The organism is Curtobacterium phyllosphaerae, from assembly GCF_049341865.1.
In the GTDB taxonomy this organism is placed as follows: Bacteria; Actinomycetota; Actinomycetes; order Actinomycetales; family Microbacteriaceae; genus Curtobacterium; species Curtobacterium phyllosphaerae.
Genome location: NZ_JBMPIU010000006.1, coordinates 148,206 through 165,596 on the forward strand (window position 1 = coordinate 148,206; position 17,391 = coordinate 165,596).

General features: G+C 70.6%; 13 protein-coding genes. 9 read left to right on the top strand and 4 right to left on the bottom strand.

From position 1 onward, the window contains the following. The first annotated feature begins 79 nt into the window (after positions 1-79). The 7 genes from ACO0E0_RS12495 (at position 80) to ACO0E0_RS12525 (ending at position 9,533) form a co-directional block, all read left to right on the top strand. Positions 80-1,402, top strand: coding sequence for an ABC transporter substrate-binding protein (locus ACO0E0_RS12495; RefSeq protein ID WP_422871757.1), 1,323 nt, complete (start codon positions 80-82; stop codon positions 1,400-1,402). A gap of 2 nt (positions 1,403-1,404) precedes the next feature. Continuing rightward, a complete protein-coding gene (locus tag ACO0E0_RS12500) occupies positions 1,405-2,283 on the top strand; it encodes a carbohydrate ABC transporter permease (protein WP_422871758.1) in 879 nt (292 codons plus the stop codon). Further along, positions 2,280-3,254, top strand: a complete 975-nt coding sequence (locus ACO0E0_RS12505; RefSeq protein ID WP_422871759.1) for a carbohydrate ABC transporter permease — start codon at positions 2,280-2,282, stop codon at positions 3,252-3,254. Before ACO0E0_RS12500 ends, ACO0E0_RS12505 begins: the two co-directional genes overlap by 4 nt. After that, positions 3,254-4,762: a glycoside hydrolase 5 family protein gene (locus ACO0E0_RS12510; protein WP_422871760.1), complete on the top strand. Its 1,509-nt coding sequence runs from the start codon at positions 3,254-3,256 to the stop codon at positions 4,760-4,762. Before ACO0E0_RS12505 ends, ACO0E0_RS12510 begins: the two co-directional genes overlap by 1 nt. Before the next feature lie 43 nt (positions 4,763-4,805). Then, entirely contained in the window at positions 4,806-7,835 is a 3,030-nt protein-coding gene (locus ACO0E0_RS12515) for an alpha-mannosidase (protein ID WP_422871761.1), read from the top strand. A 281-nt stretch (positions 7,836-8,116) separates the two neighbouring features. Beyond that, the gene (locus tag ACO0E0_RS12520) at positions 8,117-8,614 is read left to right on the top strand and encodes a hypothetical protein (RefSeq protein ID WP_422871762.1); all 498 of its coding nucleotides are present in this window, start codon (positions 8,117-8,119) and stop codon (positions 8,612-8,614) included. Positions 8,615-8,801: 187 nt separating this feature from the next. Then, positions 8,802-9,533, top strand: coding sequence for a VIT1/CCC1 transporter family protein (locus ACO0E0_RS12525; RefSeq protein WP_422871763.1), 732 nt, complete (start codon positions 8,802-8,804; stop codon positions 9,531-9,533). A 70-nt stretch (positions 9,534-9,603) separates the two neighbouring features. Here the strand turns inward: ACO0E0_RS12525 and ACO0E0_RS12530 are convergent, their stop codons facing one another. Genes ACO0E0_RS12530 through ACO0E0_RS12540 form a run of 3 tightly spaced genes read right to left on the bottom strand, consistent with a single transcriptional unit; the run spans position 9,604 to position 12,651 of the window. Beyond that, on the bottom strand, positions 9,604-10,290 hold the full coding sequence (locus tag ACO0E0_RS12530; protein ID WP_422871764.1) for a response regulator: 687 nt from the start codon (positions 10,288-10,290) through the stop codon (positions 9,604-9,606). Further along, positions 10,287-11,723, bottom strand: coding sequence for a sensor histidine kinase (locus tag ACO0E0_RS12535; protein ID WP_422871765.1), 1,437 nt, complete (start codon positions 11,721-11,723; stop codon positions 10,287-10,289). The genes ACO0E0_RS12530 and ACO0E0_RS12535 overlap by 4 nt, the downstream gene beginning before the upstream one ends. After that, complete coding sequence (locus ACO0E0_RS12540; protein WP_422871766.1) at positions 11,710-12,651, bottom strand: CPBP family glutamic-type intramembrane protease; 942 nt, start codon at positions 12,649-12,651, stop codon at positions 11,710-11,712. Before ACO0E0_RS12540 ends, ACO0E0_RS12535 begins: the two co-directional genes overlap by 14 nt. A 141-nt stretch (positions 12,652-12,792) precedes the next feature. On the opposite strand from ACO0E0_RS12540, the gene ACO0E0_RS12545 reads away from it, so the two are divergent. Then, positions 12,793-14,376, top strand: coding sequence for a phospholipase D family protein (locus ACO0E0_RS12545; protein ID WP_422871767.1), 1,584 nt, complete (start codon positions 12,793-12,795; stop codon positions 14,374-14,376). A 135-nt stretch (positions 14,377-14,511) separates the two neighbouring features. Further along, a complete protein-coding gene (locus ACO0E0_RS12550; protein WP_422871768.1) occupies positions 14,512-15,594 on the top strand; it encodes a class I mannose-6-phosphate isomerase in 1,083 nt (360 codons plus the stop codon). A gap of 92 nt (positions 15,595-15,686) precedes the next feature. Here ACO0E0_RS12550 and ACO0E0_RS12555 read toward each other — a convergent pair whose 3' ends face one another. Then, positions 15,687-17,138, bottom strand: a complete 1,452-nt coding sequence (locus ACO0E0_RS12555; protein ID WP_422871769.1) for an NCS2 family permease — start codon at positions 17,136-17,138, stop codon at positions 15,687-15,689. Positions 17,139-17,391 lie beyond the last annotated feature (253 nt).

Sequence of the window (17,391 nt, forward strand, 5' to 3'; positions counted from 1 at the left end):
ATCAGCGGCAGCGGTGTCGTGACGGCTGATGCCGCTGAAGCGCTCAAGTCACGTCGCACGAACGAAGGAGTCCGAAGCGATGCCAATCCGAACACGTCCCGACGCAACCACCGATCCCACCCGCAGCCGGCGCGCTCGACGCGCCACGGGCCTCCTGGCCGGCGCAGCAGCGGTCGCGCTCGTCCTGACCGGCTGCGCGAGCGGCGGGGACAGCGCCAGCGGCGACAGCGGCAAGATCACGGGGACGATCACGCTCCAGACGTGGGCGCTCACCCCGACGTACAGCGGCTACCTCAAGGGCGTCGCGTCCGCCTTCGAGAAGAAGTACCCGGGCACCACGGTCAAGCTCGTCGACCAGCCGGGTGACGGCTACTCCGACAAGGTCCTCTCGCAGGCGAGCTCGAACTCGCTGCCCGACGTCATCAACCTCCCGCCGGACATCGCCCTGCCCCTCGCCAAGCGCGGGTTCCTGCAGGACATCAGCAAGGACGACAGCACCCTCAAGAAGACGTACGTCGCCGGTGCGCTGTCCGCCTACAACTACAAGGGCGTCACCGGCACGTTCGGCTACCCGTGGTACCTCAACACGGACGTCGACTACTGGAACAAGTCGATGCTGGAGCAGTGCGGACTCGACCCGGACAACGTGCCGAAGACGACCGACCAGCTGTTCGAGCAGGCCGCGTTGATGCATTCCAAGTGCCCGGACGACTACCTGATGAGCCGGAAGCCCGGTCTCTCGGACTTCTCGCTCGCAGGCGTCAAGATCCTCAACAGCGACGGGACCAAGTTCACGTTCGCGGACTCCTCGAAGGCCGCCGACCTGATCGACAAGTACGCCAAGGCGTACCAGAACGGCTACATGCCGTCCTCGGTCCTGAACAGCGACTACCTCGGCAACTCCACCCTGTTCACGCAGGCCAAGGTCGCCTGGACGACCGGTGGCGCGACGGCGATCGCCGACTTCGAGAAGAACAACCCGTCGCTCAAGGGCAACATCGTCGTGTCGCCGGCTCTCGACACCCCGCCGCTCTACGTGCAGGGTCTGTCGGTGTCGAGCAAGAGCAAGCACGTCGCCACGGCCGAGGCCCTCGCGAAGTTCATGACGGACGCCGCGAACCAGGAGAAGTTCGCGCACCTCGTGAGCATCTTCCCGTCGACGATCTCGTCGCAGTCGGACCCGTACTTCTCCAAGGACGACGGCACGGTCGAGGCGAAGGCGCGCGTCCTCGCGAACAAGGCGCTGAAGACGGCGGAGAACCTGTCCCCGGTCGAGGCGAACGACGCGATGACGACCTTCCTCGACCAGCAGATCGCCCTTGCCATGAAGGGTCAGACGACAGCCAAGAAGGCGCTCGAGACGGCCCAGACCAAGATGAACACCCTCCTGGCGAACGGCTGATCATGCGCGCCAATCGTTGGTTCACCCCGTGGCTCCTGATCCTGCCGGCACTCGTCTGGCTGCTCGCGTTCAGCCTGTGGCCGTCGATCAACACCATCCGGCTGTCGTTCACGAACGCCAGTCCGCTCGGTGGGGTCAGTCGCTACGTCGGCCTCCAGAACTTCCAGACCATGCTCGGTGATCCGCAGGTGTGGGAGGCGCTCCTCAACAGCGTCATCTACATGGCGATCTGCCTGCCGCTCCTCACGCTCCTGCCGTTGCTGATGGCTCTGCTGGTCGAGAAGAAGATGGCCGGGATCGCGTTCTTCCGGACGGCGTACTACACGCCGGTGATCGCGTCGGCGGTCGTCGTCGGGCTGATCTGGAACTGGATCCTCGACGACCGCGGGGTGATCAACGAGATGGCGCAGCACCTCGGGATCGTGCAGCACGCGGTGCCCTTCCTGACCGATCGGTGGCTGCTGCTCTTCAGCGCGATCAGCCTCACGGTCTGGAAGGGCCTCGGGTACTACATGATCATCTTCCTGGCGGCCCTCGGGAACGTCGGCAAGGACCTCCACGAAGCAGCCGCGATCGACGGTGCGGGATCGGCTCGTCGGTTCTGGTCGGTCACGGTCCCCGGTGTCCGCGGCACGATGACGCTCGTCGGCATCCTGGTCTGCGTCTCGGCGCTCCGGGTGTTCAGCGAGCTCTACATCCTGACGAACAGCACCGGCGGACCGGGCGGCCAGGACAACTCCCTGGTCATGCTCATCCAGCAGTACGCCCGCGGGTTCACCGGCAACCTCGGCTACGCCTCGGCACTGAGCCTTCTGCTCTTCGTCGTGACCCTCGTCCCGATGCTCGCCCTCGCGCGGATGAACAACAAGGCGGAGAAATGACGAACACCACCACGACGTCGGAACCCGTCATCGGGGGTGCACGCGGGATCGCGGGCGGTGCCGACGCGCCGGACGTGCGCCGCGCCTCCCGGTCGGGGATGCGCGACCAGCGCACCGGAGGCAAGCGGCGACGCCGCACGTTCGGGGTGATGACGACCCGTGAGAAGGCCGTCCGCTACGTGCTGCTCGTCATCGTCCTGTTCATCACGGTCGGACCGTTCCTGTGGCAGTTCTCGACGTCGCTCAAGGGCGCCGGCGAGGACATCTACACGGCGAACCCGTCGTTCATCCCGACGCAGCCGACGATCGCGAACTACCTCAAGGTGGGCAGCGCGATCCCGGTGTTCACGTTCATCGGGAACTCGCTCATCGTGGCGGCGATCGACGTCGTCGGGAACATCGTGTTCGCGACGCTCGCCGGCTTCGCGATCGCACGGTTGCAGTTCAAGGGCCGCAAGGTGGTCCTCGGGCTGTTCCTCGCGACGCTGGTCCTGCCGGGCGAGGCGACGATCATCTCGCAGTTCGTCACCATCAAGGACCTCGGGCTCGCCGACTCCCTGGCCGGTGTCGCACTGCCTGGCATGATCGCCGCGCTCAACGTCCTGCTCATGTTCAACGCGTTCCGGCAGATCCCCGAGGAGATCGACCAGGCTGCCGTGATGGACGGTGCGAACTCCTGGCAGCGACTGTGGAACATCGCCCTGCCCGCCGTGCAGGGGACGATCGCCGTCATCGCGATCTTCTCGTTCATCGGCGCCTGGGACGACTTCCTCTGGCCGCTCATCGTGCTGCAGTCGCCCGACAAGCTGACGCTGACCGTGGGTCTGCAGTACCTGCAGGGGTCCTTCGCCACGGATCAGCGGATGATCGCGGCCGGCACGATGATCGCGTTCATCCCGATCGCCGTCATCTTCTCGATCCTGCAGCGGTTCTTCTTCAAGGGCGTCGAAGAGGGTGGAGTCAAGGGCTGATGCGCTTCGGCGTCAACTACACGCCGGCCGTCGGGTGGTTCCACTCCTGGCTCGACTTCTCGCCCTCCGACGTCGCTCGGGACATGGAGCAGATCGCGTCGCTCGGGGTCGACCACGTGCGGATCTTCCCGCTGTGGCCGGTCATCCAGCCGAACCGGACGCTCATCCGGCAGTCCTCGCTCGACGACGTGGTCGCGGTGGTCGACATCGCGGCGTCGTTCGGGCTCGACGTCAACGTCGACGCGCTGCAGGGGCACCTGTCGAGCTTCGACTTCGTGCCGTCGTGGCTCGAGTCGTGGCACCGGCGGAACATGTTCACCGACCCGGACGTCGTCGCGTCGACGGCGGCCTACGTGGCGGCGCTGGCGGCTGCGGTCGCGGACCGGCCGAACCTCCTCGGCGTCACGATCGGGAACGAGGTCAACCAGTTCGCGCACGCCCCACACCCGACCCCGCACGCGGTGTCGGCGGCGGAGGCGTCCGCTTGGTTGGCGACGATGGTCGCGGCGGCACGGTCCGGACTGTCGGCCAACGCTGCCGGTGCCGGTGCCGGTGCTGGTGCTGGTGCTGGTGCTGCCGGCGCTGACGCTGCCGTCGCCGTCGGCCTGGAGGCCCGGGGTGCGTCCGCCGGGTCGGCTCACGGTGCGCCGTGGGTCACCGTGGCGCAGTACGACGCCGCCTGGTACGACGACGCACAACCCTTCGGGCCGGCGCACGCGGCCGATCACGGGGACATGACGGTGACGCACTCGTGGGTGTTCAACGGGGCGGCGCGCGTGCACGGACCCCTCGGTGCCGGGAGCGTGCGGCACGGGGAGTACCTGCTGCAGCTCGCGGCGGCGTTCGGACCCGCGTCGGTCCCCGGTGAGCCCGGTCGGCCGAACTGGCTCCAGGAGGTCGGGGCGCCGACGAACGTGGTGCCCGTGGCCGACGCTGCCGACTTCCTCGAGGGGACGATCCGACACGCGGCCGACGTGCCGGACCTCTTCGGGATCACCTGGTGGTGCTCGCACGACGTGTCGCGGTCGCTCGCGGACTTCCCCGAGCTGGAGTACGACCTCGGCCTGTTCACGAACGACGGCGTGCTGAAGCCCACGGGGGAGCGGTTCCGGGCGATGGTCCGAGAGCTCGGCGTGGGACACGCCCACCCCGACCGTCCAGATCGCGCGACGCGCCGCGATGTCGCCCGGGGAGGCGGCGTGTTCCGCGATCTCGATGGTTCGGCGGGCGGCGTGGCGAGCATCGGCCCGGTCGACGCCCTCGTGCTCGACGACATCGACGCCGACGGGCACGCGAACCCCGGCGTCCGGGCGGACTGCGCCCCGGGCGGACGGTTCTCGCTGGCGTGGGTCGAGCTCGCCGAGGCGCTCGGGCGGGGGCCCCGGGTGGTCTTGCGGTCTCGTCTGGGTGAGCCGAGCCTCCAAGCCGACGGCCTCGTCCTGCACAGGGTGCCCGCGGATGGGGAATCCATCCACATGTCCGTGGCACACCCCGCGACCATGCCCTGACGGACAAGACTGGTCACCACTTCTTCCACCTCGAAAGGCAACGATGCACGACGACATCCCCCTCACCACCGGCCGTGCCAAGCGCGTCCTCGACGAGCGCATCCTCTCGGCGATCCACGCGGACTCCGTCCCGCTCACCGTCGAGTGGAACGAGCTGCCGGGGGAGCCGATCCCGCCGACCGAGGGCCTCGCGCTGCCGTTCGAGCCGTACGAGGTCGGGACGCCGTGGGGTGCTGCGTGGGGCACGACGTGGTTCCACCTGACCGGGACCGTCCCCGCCGCCTGGGCCGGCAAGCGCATCGAGGCGCGGATCGACCTGGGCTTCGACATCAACATGCCGGGCTTCCAGTGCGAGGCCCTGGCCTACCGCCCGGACGGCACCCCGATCAAGTCGATCAACCCCCGCAACCAGTGGGTCCTCATCGCCGAGAGCGCGGAGGGTGACGAGAAGGTCGACCTGTACCTCGAGGCCGCGTCGAACCCCGTCCTGCTCGACTACCACCCCTTCCTGCCGACCGAGCAGGGCGACATCCAGACTTCGTCCTCGAAGCGTCTGTACACGCCGCGGCGCATGGACCTCGCGGTGTTCGAGCAGGAGCTGCACGAGCTCTCTCTCGACATCGAGGTGCTGCTCGAGCTGCAGGCCGAGCTGCCGGACGGCCCCCGGCGCATGCGGATCCTCCAGGCGCTCGACGACGCGCTCGACGTCCTCGACCTCCAGCACCTGTCCGAGACCGCCGGGGCGGCCCGCGCCGAGCTCGCCGGGGTGCTCGCGCAGCCGGCCGAGGCCTCCGCGCACCGCATCTCGGCCGTCGGGCACGCGCACATCGACTCCGCGTGGCTCTGGCCGGTGCGTGAGACGATCCGCAAGGTCGCCCGCACCACGTCGAGCATGACGGAGCTCATCGATTCCACCGACGACTTCGTCTACGGCATGTCGAGCGCCCAGCAGTACGCGTGGATCAAGGAGCACCGCCCAGAGGTCTACGCACGGGTCAAGGCCGCTGTCGCCGCCGGACGCTTCCTGCCGATCGGTGGCATGTGGGTCGAGTCCGACACCGTGATGCCGACAGGCGAGTCGATCGTCCGGCAGTTCTCGCAGGGTCAGCGGTTCTTCAAGGAGGAGTTCGGCATCGAGCCGAAGGGTGTCTGGCTCCCGGACAGCTTCGGGTACTCGCCGGCCCTCCCGCAGCTCATGCGCCGCGCGGGCTTCGAGTGGTTCTTCACGCAGAAGATCTCGTGGAACCAGGTCAACAAGTTCCCGCACCACACGTTCCTGTGGGAGGGCATCGACGGCTCGCGGATGTTCTCGCACTTCCCGTCGATGGACACCTACAACTCGCAGCTGTCCGGGTCCGAAGTCGCCAAGGCCGCACGCCAGTTCAAGGAGAACCGGATCGCGACCGGGTCCATCGCTCCCGTCGGCTGGGGTGACGGCGGTGGTGGCACCACGCGCGAGATGACCGGCAAGGCCGAACGTCTCGCCGACCTCGAGGGCAGTGCTCGCGTCGCCTGGGAGCACCCCGACACGTTCTTCGACCGCGCCCGCTCCGAGATGCCGAACCCGCCCGTGTGGGTCGGCGAGCTCTACCTCGAGCTGCACCGTGCAACGCTCACCAGCCAGCACAAGACCAAGCAGGGCAACCGGCGGAGCGAACACCTGCTGATCGAGGCCGAGCTGTGGTGCACGACCGCCGCGGTCCGTGCCGGGTTCGAGTACCCGTACGAGCAGCTCGACGCCCTGTGGCAGCAGGTCCTCCTGCAGCAGTTCCACGACATCCTCCCCGGCACGTCGATCGCGTGGGTCCATCGAGAAGCCGTCGCGGAGTACGCACGCATCGCGGACGCCCTCGTCGCGATCATCAGCCAGGCGATCCGTGCCCTCGTGGGCTCCGGCGACCGGTCGATCGTCGTGAACCCGGCCCCGGCCCTCCAGTCCGGTGCGCCGGCGCTCGGAGCGACCGTCGTCGCGGCGTCCACCGGGTCCCCGGTGACGCTCGACTCGGTCGCCGACGGGTACGTGCTCGCGAACGACCTCGTCCGGGTCGCGATCAGCTCGGAGGGCCTGGTGACCTCAGCGGTCGACCTCGCGACCGGGCGCGACGCGATCGCACCCGGGCAGGTCGGGAACCTGCTCCAACTGCACCAGGACTTCCCGAACATGTGGGACGCATGGGACGTCGACCGGTTCTATCGGAACCGCGTCGACGACATCCGTGCCGTCGGGTCGATCCGCGCCGAGCTCGGGGACGACGGCGTCGCGCGGGTGGTCGTCGAGCGCTCGTTCTCCGAGTCGACGATCACCCAGACCCTGTCGCTCGCTCCCGGATCCCGGACGCTCCAGATCGGCCAGGTGACGGACTGGCGCGAGACCGAGAAGTTCCTGAAGGTGGCGTTCCCCCTCGACGTCCGTGCCGAGCACACCATAGCCGAGACGCAGTTCGGCGCGCAGAAGCGGGTGACGCACCAGAACACCTCGTGGGAGTCCGCCAAGTTCGAGACGTCGATGCACCGGTACGTGCACATCGAGGAGCCCGGGTTCGGGGTCGCGCTCGTCAACGACTCCATCCACGGGTACGACGTCACCCGTGACGCCGTCGACGGGCACGTCACGACGACGCTGCGGCTCTCGCTCCTGCGGGCACCGCGGTTCCCCGACCCGGAGACCGACCAGGGCGTCCAGACGCACCGGTACGGGCTCGTGATCGGCGCGACGCTCGCGGACACCACCGCCGAGGGCCTCCGGCTCAACCTCGATGCACGAACGGTCTCGGGCGACCACGGGTTCGAGCCGCTCGTGTCCGTGTCCGGCGGGATCGTGGTGTCGAGCGTCAAGCTCGCCGACGACCGGTCGGGGGACCTCGTCGTCCGGGTGTACGAGCCCGTCGGGCAACGTGCCTCCGGGTCGGTCACCGTGGCCGCGGGGGTCGCCTCCGTCGAGACGGTGTCACTCCTGGAGGCCCCGATCACCGATCCCGCGCAGGCTGCGGACGCGCAGGTGGACGCGTCCGGCACGGTGCCGCTGGCACTGTCGGCGTTCGAGGTGCGGACACTCCGCTTCACCCTCGCCTGACCGGGCTGCGGCCGGACCCGCACACGACACCGCTCTGCGCGCAGGACACCGCGTCACAGGGCGGTGTCGTGTGCGGAGGGCGGTGTCATGCGCAGGCGGTGGCATGCGCGGGAGGTGTCGGGCGCGGGCGGTGCCGTGCCGGGCGCGTGCGGGTTCTCGCAAGAATCCGCCGCCGGGGAGCGGACATGGAACGTCCCGATCGCCGGAGCCGTAGCGTGGCGAGGCCGGTCGCACCCGTGGACCGGTCCGTCGCGCGCCGTCGCATCGAACCAGGAGAGTCCATGTCCCAGTACCCGGCTGCCCAGCCCACCGCACCCGGCGCATCCACCACGCCGCCGCGACCGGTCCAGATCGCGTTCCTGTTGTTCCTCGTCGTCGCGCTGATCCGCCTCGTCACGACGATCATCAGCCTGGCGAGCATCGGTTCCGTGCGCGACCAGGCTGCCAAGAGCGCGAGCGGATCCGGTGTCTCGTCCTCGCAGGTGCAGGGCCTCGTCACCGGCGGTGTGGTCGTCGCCGTCGTCTTCGGCATCCTGTTCCTCGTCGCGTTCGTCCTGTTCGCGTTCTTCATGCGTCGCGGTGCGAACTGGGCGCGCATCGTCCTCACCGTCCTCACCGGGTTGTCGATCTTCGGCATCCTCGGCGCGTACGGACTCGGCGCGCTCGGACTGGTCGCGGGCATCGTCGCCGTCGTCCTGATGTTCCTCGCTCCGTCGAACGAGTACTTCCGGGCCGTCAAGGCACGGAAGACCGGCGTGAACCCCGCAATGGGCTCCTGACCCCGGCGCTGGACACCGTCTCGCTCCAGAACACCGCCCTCCGCACAGGACACAACTGCGGAGGGCGGTGTTCTGTGCGCTGGGCGGTGTCACCCTCCGGAACGCCCGCCCCGCCGCCGACAAAACCCCTGGTGAGGGCAGGCTTACCTGGCTAGTATTGTGCGCCGCGGCGTGCTTTCATCGGCACATGACCACGATCGCGGACCTCTCCCACGTCGACCTCGGTGACCCCGATGCGCGCTCGGACGCCGGGCGCCTGAACTGGCTGCGCGCCGGCGTGCTCGGCGCCAACGACGGCATCGTGTCCGTCGCCGCGATCGTCGTGGGCGTCGCAGGTGCGTCCGGCTCCACTGCCGCGATCGCCGCCGCCGGGACCGCAGGCCTCGTCGGCGGAGCGATCTCGATGGCCCTCGGCGAGTACGTGTCGGTGAGCGGTCAGCGCGACGCCCAGCGCACCGGGCTCGAGGAGGCCACCGTCCGTGCCACGATCGACGCCGAGGACGAGTCGATGCTCGCGAGCCGGTACGAGGCGCTCGGCGTGACCCCGGCGGTCGCCCGAGCCGTCGCGGGCGAACTCGTCCGCCCCGAAGCCCGGGAACGCCGAGCCGCCATGGCCGTCGCCGCCGCCGAGGACGACATCGTCAGCCCCTGGCGCGCCGCCTGGGTCTCCGCTGCCACGTTCACGGTCGGCGCGCTCCTCCCGATGCTCGCGATGCTGCTGTCGCCGGTCGCCGACCGCGTCTGGATCACCGTCGCCGCCGTGCTCGTCGCCCTCGCACTGACCGGTGCCACGGGTGCGATCCTCGGCGGTGCGGCCCGGACCCGCGCGACCGTGCGGGTGGTCATCGGCGGAGCACTCGCCCTCGCCGCGACCTACGCCGTCGGCATGTTGCTGACCGGGCACGCCGGCGGCATCTGACCCGGTCGCGGTGGTCCGGGCCTGCTGGGGTGGCCCGGGCAGATCGAGATGGTCGGACACGGCCGGGTGGTCAGGGCCGGTCGGGCTCCGGGATCGCCACGACCCGGTTCTGGTAGGCCCACACCACCGCCTGCAGTCGTGACCGCACCCCGAGCTTCGGCAGCATCCGCGCGAGGTGCGACTTGACGGTCGACACCTCGACGACGAGCGTCGCGGCGATCTCCTCGTTCGACATGCCCTGGGCGAGCAGCAACAGGACGTCCCGCTCCCGGGCTGTGAGCACCCCGTCCGCCTGGTCGCCGGTCACGGGCTGCAGGCTCCGCCGTGTCACGAACTCGTGGAGGACCCGCCGGGTGAGCGCCTGGTCGAGTGTCCCGTTGCCCGCGGCCACCTGTCGGACCGCTCCGACGATGACGTCCGGCTCGGCGTCCTTGAGCAGGAAACCGGACGCCCCCGCCTCGAGCGCGCCGAACACGTGGTCGTCCATGTCGAACGTCGTGAGCATGAGCACCGGCACGGCGGGATCGGCGGAGGGTGCACAGAGCTCGCGGGCGACCTCGATGCCGTTCCGCACGGGCATCCGGATGTCGAGACATGCCACGTCCGGACGGGTGCTCCGGGCGAGGGCGAGCGCCTCGCCCCCGTCCGCGGCGACGGCGACGACCTCGATGTCCGGCTCCGCGTCGAGCAGCGCGGACACCCCGGCGCGGACGAGCGGCTGATCGTCCGCGACGAGGACCCGGATGACGTCGTTCACGGTCGGTCCTCCCGGTCGGTCGGAGCCGCGGGAGCCGCCGCTGGGGCCGGAGCCGCCGGAGCCGTGGCGGGAGCCGCTGCCGGGGCCGCGGCAGTCTGCACGCCCGGACCGGACGTCGCGGCGTCGAGCCGTGCCTCCCGGTCGAGCACCAGGACCACCGACCACCCACCGCCGTCGCGCGGTCCCGCCTCGAGGGAGGCCCCGACCAGCTCGGCGCGCTCCCGCATCCCGCGGAGCCCGTTCCCGCTCGCGCTCCCGCTCCTGCTCCCGCTTCCACTCCCACTCGCCGCGCCTGTCGGCGCGGGCGGGGCCATCGTCGGTCGACCGGTGTCGATGCGCACCACGAGCTGGTCCGCACCACGGTCGTCGATCGTCACCGTGCTCGTCGCGCCGGGCGCGTGCAGGGCGGCGTTCGCCAGCGACTCCTGCACGGTCCGGTACGCCGCGAGCTGCGCCAGCGGACCGATGCCGTCCGCGAGCGGGCGCTCCGGTCCGACCTCGACGACGAGCTCGACCGCGCTGCGGTACCGGGACTGTTCGACGAGGTCGACGATCCCCGGCACGGTCTCGACCGCACGTTCGGCGGGACCGTCCTCGCGGAGCAGCCCGACCAGTCGGCGGAGGTCCTCGAGGACGGCGGTGCTCTGCTCCCGCACCTGTCGGGCCCCCTCGTGCGCCCGTTCCGGGTCCGAGTCGATCTGCCGGTCGATCACCGCCGACATGAGGGCGATCCCGGACAGGTGGTGTGCGGCGATGTCGTGCAGCTCCCTCGCCATCGCGCTGCGTTCACGGGAGATCGCGGCCTCGAGCCGGGCGTCGTGTTCGCGGTCGACTGCGGAGGCCTCGGCGGTGCGGGCAGCCCGGACGTCGCGGCGGGAGCGGATCACGAGCACCACCAGGAGCGGGAGGGCGACCGCGCTGAGGGCCTGCAGGACGCCGTGTCCGCCGGAACCGGCGATGCCCTGACCCCATCCGGCGCGGAACGAGCCGGATGCGGCGGCGTCGTCGACCGCGGTGCCGACGGCGACGAGCACCCCGGCGGAGACGAGCGCCGGCCACAGCCGAGCGAGCGGGAGCCGCAGACCGAGCAGGACCACGGCGACGACGACCGGCAGGACGACGAGCCCGTACAGGGAGCTCGGCGCGACCGCGGCGATGGCGGCGATCGCGGCGACGACCACGAGCGTGGTCCGCGGCGTCCGGGAGGCGACCGTCAGGACGGCGGACTGAGCGAGCAGCGCGAGGACGCAGAGCACCCACGGCAGGGTCGCGACCGCCGGGTACACCGTCGAGCCGCCGGTCCCCGGGCCGTCGAGGTCGGCGGTGTCGAGCGGGGGCAGTCCGAGCACGAGCCCGAGGGAGAGGACCGCGGTCCCGACCGCGACGAGCACGTCCGTCCGGCGACGCCGTGCGCCGACCTCAGCGAGTGCCATGGTGCGATCCTACGAGGACGGGCGCCGCCGCCGAGGGAACGAGGTCCGGGTGACCGCTCCGGTCACGCGGGAGCCCGAGGCGCCCACGGGTCGCGACGAGGAGCACCACCGCGGCCGTGGTCGACACGATCGTGAGGCCGTGCATCATCGTGCTCGCCGTCATCGTCGGGTACATCTCCGCCCAGAGCGTCGAGATGGTGTTGTTCACGCCGACGTGCAGCAGCAGCGCGAGCGGCAGGCTCTCCCCGGTGCGGTTGAACACCCAGATCATCACGACGTTGAAGGTGATGGTGAACGCCGCGAAGACGAGCGGGTCCGTCCACGGCGCCGTCGGCCATCCGCCCCAGTCGCTGAGGTAGAGCGGCATGTGCCAGAGGGCCCAGACAGGCCCGAGGACGGCGGCGGCCCCGAGCGGGCCGAACCGGGACTGGAGGCGAGGCAGGGCGAAGTCGCGCCAGCCCGGCTCCTCGGACAGACCGGTCGTGAACAGCTGCACGACGAGTCCGGGTACGAGGGCGGCGAGTGCGAGCGCCGTCGGTGCGTGCACGTCGCCACCCGCGAACGGCAGCCCGGTCACGACGATGAGCGCGGGGACCCCGACGAGCGCGAGGGCGTACCAGTACCAGGCGACCCGCCACCGCCAGAGTCGGCCCACCCACCGGCGCAGTCCGGCGCGACCGTCGGCGACCGCCGTCACGAGGAACGCGCTGCCGAGCGGACCGAGGAGGGCCCCGGGGAGGACGCCGGTGAACTGCGCCGAGCCGAGGAACTCCGGGAAGCGCAGGTCCCACACCCCGAGACCGTGCGGGGAGAGGATGTACGGCACCCAGGCCAGCCAGCTGAGCGTGAGTGCGAGCACGAAGAACGTGCGGAGCGGGTTCCGGGCGACGAGGCCGCGGACACCTGCTCGTTCGGTGGTGTTCGTCATGGCATCCACGCTAGGAACCGGCATGCGCCCGGACGACCGGCGGAAGGACGCACCTGCGGGAGTTGCATCGAACGATGCAAGACCGCTCAGGCTGCCCGGATGGCGGTGGCGACGTCGTCCCGGTCCCGTAGTGTGCGACACGTGCGTGATGACCTGGGCGAGTGGTTCCTGAGCGGTACCGAGCGCGGCAACCTCGCGACGGACGTCCACGCGGACGCGGACGGTGACGGCACGTCGTGGTCGACGGGCAATGCCGTCCGTCCGATCGTGCACGGCGCGCCGTACTTCGCCCGCCTCCACGAGGAGCTCTCTGCGCTCGACGCCGGGGACAGCGTCTGGTTCACCGACTGGCGCGGCGATGCCGACGAGCGACTCCTGCCGGACGGGCCGACCATCGGGGACCTCCTCGCCCAGCTCGCCCGACGCGGGGTGCAGGTGCGCGGTCTCCTATGGCGGTCGCACGGCGAGAAGCTGTCGTCGTCCATCAGTGGTCGGGCGAACGACATGCTCGGTCGCGAGGTCAACGACGCCGGTGGCGAGGTCCTGCTCGACCAGCGCGTCAAGCCGTTCGGGTCCCACCACCAGAAGTTCTTCGTCCTCCGCCACAGCGAGGACCCGAGCCGCGACGTCGCGTTCGTCGGCGGGATCGACCTCTGCCACAGCCGGCGCGACGATGCCGAGCACGGCGGCGACCCGCAGGCGCTCAGCCTGGACCCGCGCTACGGCGACACCCCGCCGTGGCACGACGCGGCCCTCGAACTCCGGGGACCGGTCGTCACCGACGTGCTCGCGATCTTCGCCGAGCGGTGGAACGACCCGACCCCGCTCGACCACCGCAACCCCTACCGGATGCTGTTGCAGCGCCTGGCCCGGATGCCGCGCCGTCCGCAGCCCCTGCCCGAGGCGACGCCACCCCCGCCGCCGGCCGGACCGCACGCGGTCCAGCTGCTCCGCACCTACGGGCACAAGCGGCCACCGTTCCCGTTCGCGCCCGACGGCGAGCGGAGCATCGCGCGTGCCTACGGCAAGGCGTTCGCGCGGGCGCAGTCCCTGATCTACATCGAGGACCAGTACCTGTGGTCCCGCGAGATCGCCGCCGGCATCGCCGACGCGCTCCGGAAGACACCCGCACTCCGGGTGATCGCGGTCGTCCCGCGGTACCCGAACTCCGACGGGGCGCTCGCCGGACCCCCGAGCCGCATCGGCCAGGTCGACGCGATCAGGATGCTCCGGCGAGCCGGTGGGGACCGGTTCCGGGTGTTCGACCTGGAGAACGAGGCCGGGACGCCGATCTACATCCACGCCAAGGTGTGCGTCGTCGACGACACCTGGATGACGTGCGGGTCGGACAACTTCAACCGCCGCTCGTGGACGACGGACAGCGAGCTCACGTGCGCGGTCCTCGACGGTGAGGACGGTGGCGGGACCTCGCCGCTCGCACGCGATCTCCGTCTGCAGCTGTGGTGGGAGCACCTCGCGATCGATGCCGAGGAGCTGCGGGACCTCGACGTCGACGCCGCGTTCGCGCTGTGGAACCGGTCGGCCGACACGCTCGACCACTGGCACGAGGACGGGTACCCGCGTGAGCGCCCGACCGGTCGCGTCCGGCATCACCAGCCCGAGCCGGTCACCGCGCTCCAGCGCCTGTGGGCCGGGCCGGTCAGTCGCCTGGCGGTCGACCCGGACGGCCGCCCACGAGCGCTCCGCCGCACCGCCCGCTTCTGACCGGGCCACCCGCCGGACGGGAGGCACGGGGCGAGCTGGCACCGCGCCTCCCGTCCGGCGTTCCGCACCCCCAACGCACGTGTCGTGCAGAACGGAGCAGGTGGCGGAGGGCCGGCGTCTACGCTTCGATGCACCATGACTGCTCCAGATCGCGACGCCACCCGACCACCTCGATCCGCGTCCAGCCGCTGGGCAGCCGTGCCGACGGTGCTCGAGCCGAACCAGCCGGCCGACCGGCCCTACCGGGGCGGCGCGGGCATCGCCTCGTTCCGCCGTCGCGAGCACGACGGTGGCGATCCGCACACGCCGGAGGACTTCGTCGGCTCCACGACGACCGTGCACGGGTCCGCGACCGTCGGGCTCACCACCCTCGAACCCGGGCTGACGCTCCGTGACGCGATCGTCGGTGATCCGGCGGCGTTCCTCGGACCCGAGCACGTCGCTGCGTACGGCGCCGACCCGATGCTGCTCGTGAAGCTCCTCGACACGGGCGAGCGGCTGTTCGTGCACCTGCACCCGTCGGACGAGTTCGCCGCCCGGCACCTCCACGAGCCGCGGGGCAAGACGGAGGCGTGGGCGATCATCGCGGTGGAGGACGGGGTCGACGGGTTCGCGGCGGTCGGTTTCCACCGGCCGGTCCCGTCCGAGGAGGCCGCCCGGTGGTTCGCCGAGCAGGACGTCGACGCGATGCTCGGTGCGATGCATCGGGTTCCGCTCGCCGTGGGGAGCACGCTGCTCGTCCCTGCGGGCGTGCCGCACGCGATCGGCCCGGGGATCACCCTCGTCGAGCTGCAGCAGCCGACCGACCTCTCGATCCTGCTCGAGTGGGACGGGTACGACGGGCTCACGGTCGACGACGCCACGCTCGGGATCGACCCCGCCACGGCGCTCGCCGCGCTCGACCGGCGTGCCTGGGACACGGGCGAGATCGCATCCCTCGCCGCTGCTCCGCGTCCGCTCCGTGCCGACGCGGAGCAGTTGTTCCCGCCCGCTGCCGACCGCTTCTTCCGGGCCGAGCGCGTCCATGTCTCGGGATCGTCGAGGCTCGAGGCGGCCTACGGCATCCTGGTCGTGACCGAGGGGGTGTTCGACGTGCGGTACGGCGGCGGCTCGCTCTCGGTCGTGGCCGGGGACACGGTCCTCGTCCCGTTCGGCGTCGGCGAGGTGGAGCTGGTGGGCGAGGGCGTGCTGATCCGCGCGATGCCGCCCCTGCCCTAGGTCCCGTCCGCGGAACACCGAGTCGGCCGCTCGGCGCAGGGGGATGACGCTGCGCGTTGCGGCCGAGCTGGTGTTTCGCGGGACTGGGGGCGTCAGCCGAGCCAGGCCTGGATGGGACCCCGGGCGAAGTAGACGACGAAGCCGACCGCGACGATCCACAGCAGCGGGCTGATTCCCCGCACCTTGCCGGAGAACGAGCGGACGAGCACCCAGGCGATGAAGCCGACGCCGATGCCGTTCGCGATCGAGTAGGTCAGCGGCATCACGATGATCGTCAGGAACACCGGCAGCGACACCGAGAAGTCCGACCAGTCGATGGTCCGGATCTGCGACACCATGAGTGCGCCGACCACCACGAGGGCAGCGGCGGCGACCTCGAGCGGGACCACCTGCGTCAGTGGTGTCAGGAACATCGCGAGGAGGAACAGCACCCCGGTGACGACTGAGGCGAACCCGGTCCGGGCACCCTCCCCGATGCCGGCGGCCGACTCGACGAACACCGTGTTCGACGACCCGCTCGATGCGCCACCCGCGACGGCGCCGATGCCCTCGACGATGAGCGCGGGGCGGAGGCGGGGGAAGGTGCCGTCGGGTGCGGCGACGTCGGCCTGCTTGGCGAGCCCGGTCATCGTGCCCATGGCGTCGAAGAAGTTCGTGAACACGAGGGTGAAGACGAGCATCGTCGCCGCGACGCCGCCGATGCGACCGAACGCGCCGAAGGAGAACTGGCCGAGGAGGGACAGGTCGGGCAGCGAGACGAACGCCTTCGGGAGGACCGGTGCGTTCAGGTTCCAGCCGGCGGGGTTCGTGCCGAGCGACGGACCCACCTTGAAGATCGCCTCGAGGATGATCGCGATCACGGTCGTCCCGACGATGCCGATGAGCAGGGCAGCGGGGACCTTCCGGGCGACGAGGATCCCGATGACGACGAGACCGATGACGAACGTGATCGTCGGCAGGGTCACGATCGAGCCGTCGTCGCCGAGCTGCACGGGCGGGGACGCCGCACCGCTCGACCGGACGAACCCGGAGTCGACGAGGCCGATGAACGCGATGAACAGGCCGATGCCGACGCTGATCGCCGTCTTCAGCTGGTTCGGGACCGCGCGGAAGATGAGGGAGCGGAGTCCGGTCGCGGCGAGCACCACGATGACGAGGCCCTCGATGACCACGAGACCCATCGCCTCCGGCCAGGTGACGTCCTTGACGACGCTGACGGCGAGGAACGAGTTGATCCCGAGGCCGGCGGCGAGTCCGAACGGCAGCCGGGCGACGACCCCGAACAGGATCGTCATGACACCGGCGGTCAACGCCGTCACCGCACCGACCTGCGCGTTCTGCAACCAGTGACCGGCGATGTCCTTGGCGGCCTGGTTCCCGGAGAACCCGCCGAGGATCAAGGGGTTGAGGATGACGATGTACGCCATCGTGACGAAGGTGACGATGCCGCCCCGGACCTCGCGGCCCCAGGTGGAGCCTCGCGTCGTGATCTCGAAGTAGCGGTCGGCGGCGGGCAGGATCCGGCGGGACGTCGCGGTGGTCATGCGGTGGGGGCTCCCGGGTTCGCGGACTGAGAAGACGCCAGCCTAGATCGCGACGGCCCCGCGCGGGGAATCGGGGACGCGGGGGTTGCGCGGAGGGCCCGACGGGAGGGCGCGGGAGGGTCCGGCCCGCGCGTACCGCCGCCGACACTCCGCGCGCTCGCCGAACTGAGATTCTGACTTAGAAACAAGAGGTGTTGACGTTGATGTTTCAATGCGCCAAGCTGGTGGCGCCCGAAACGGGCCTGTTCAAGGC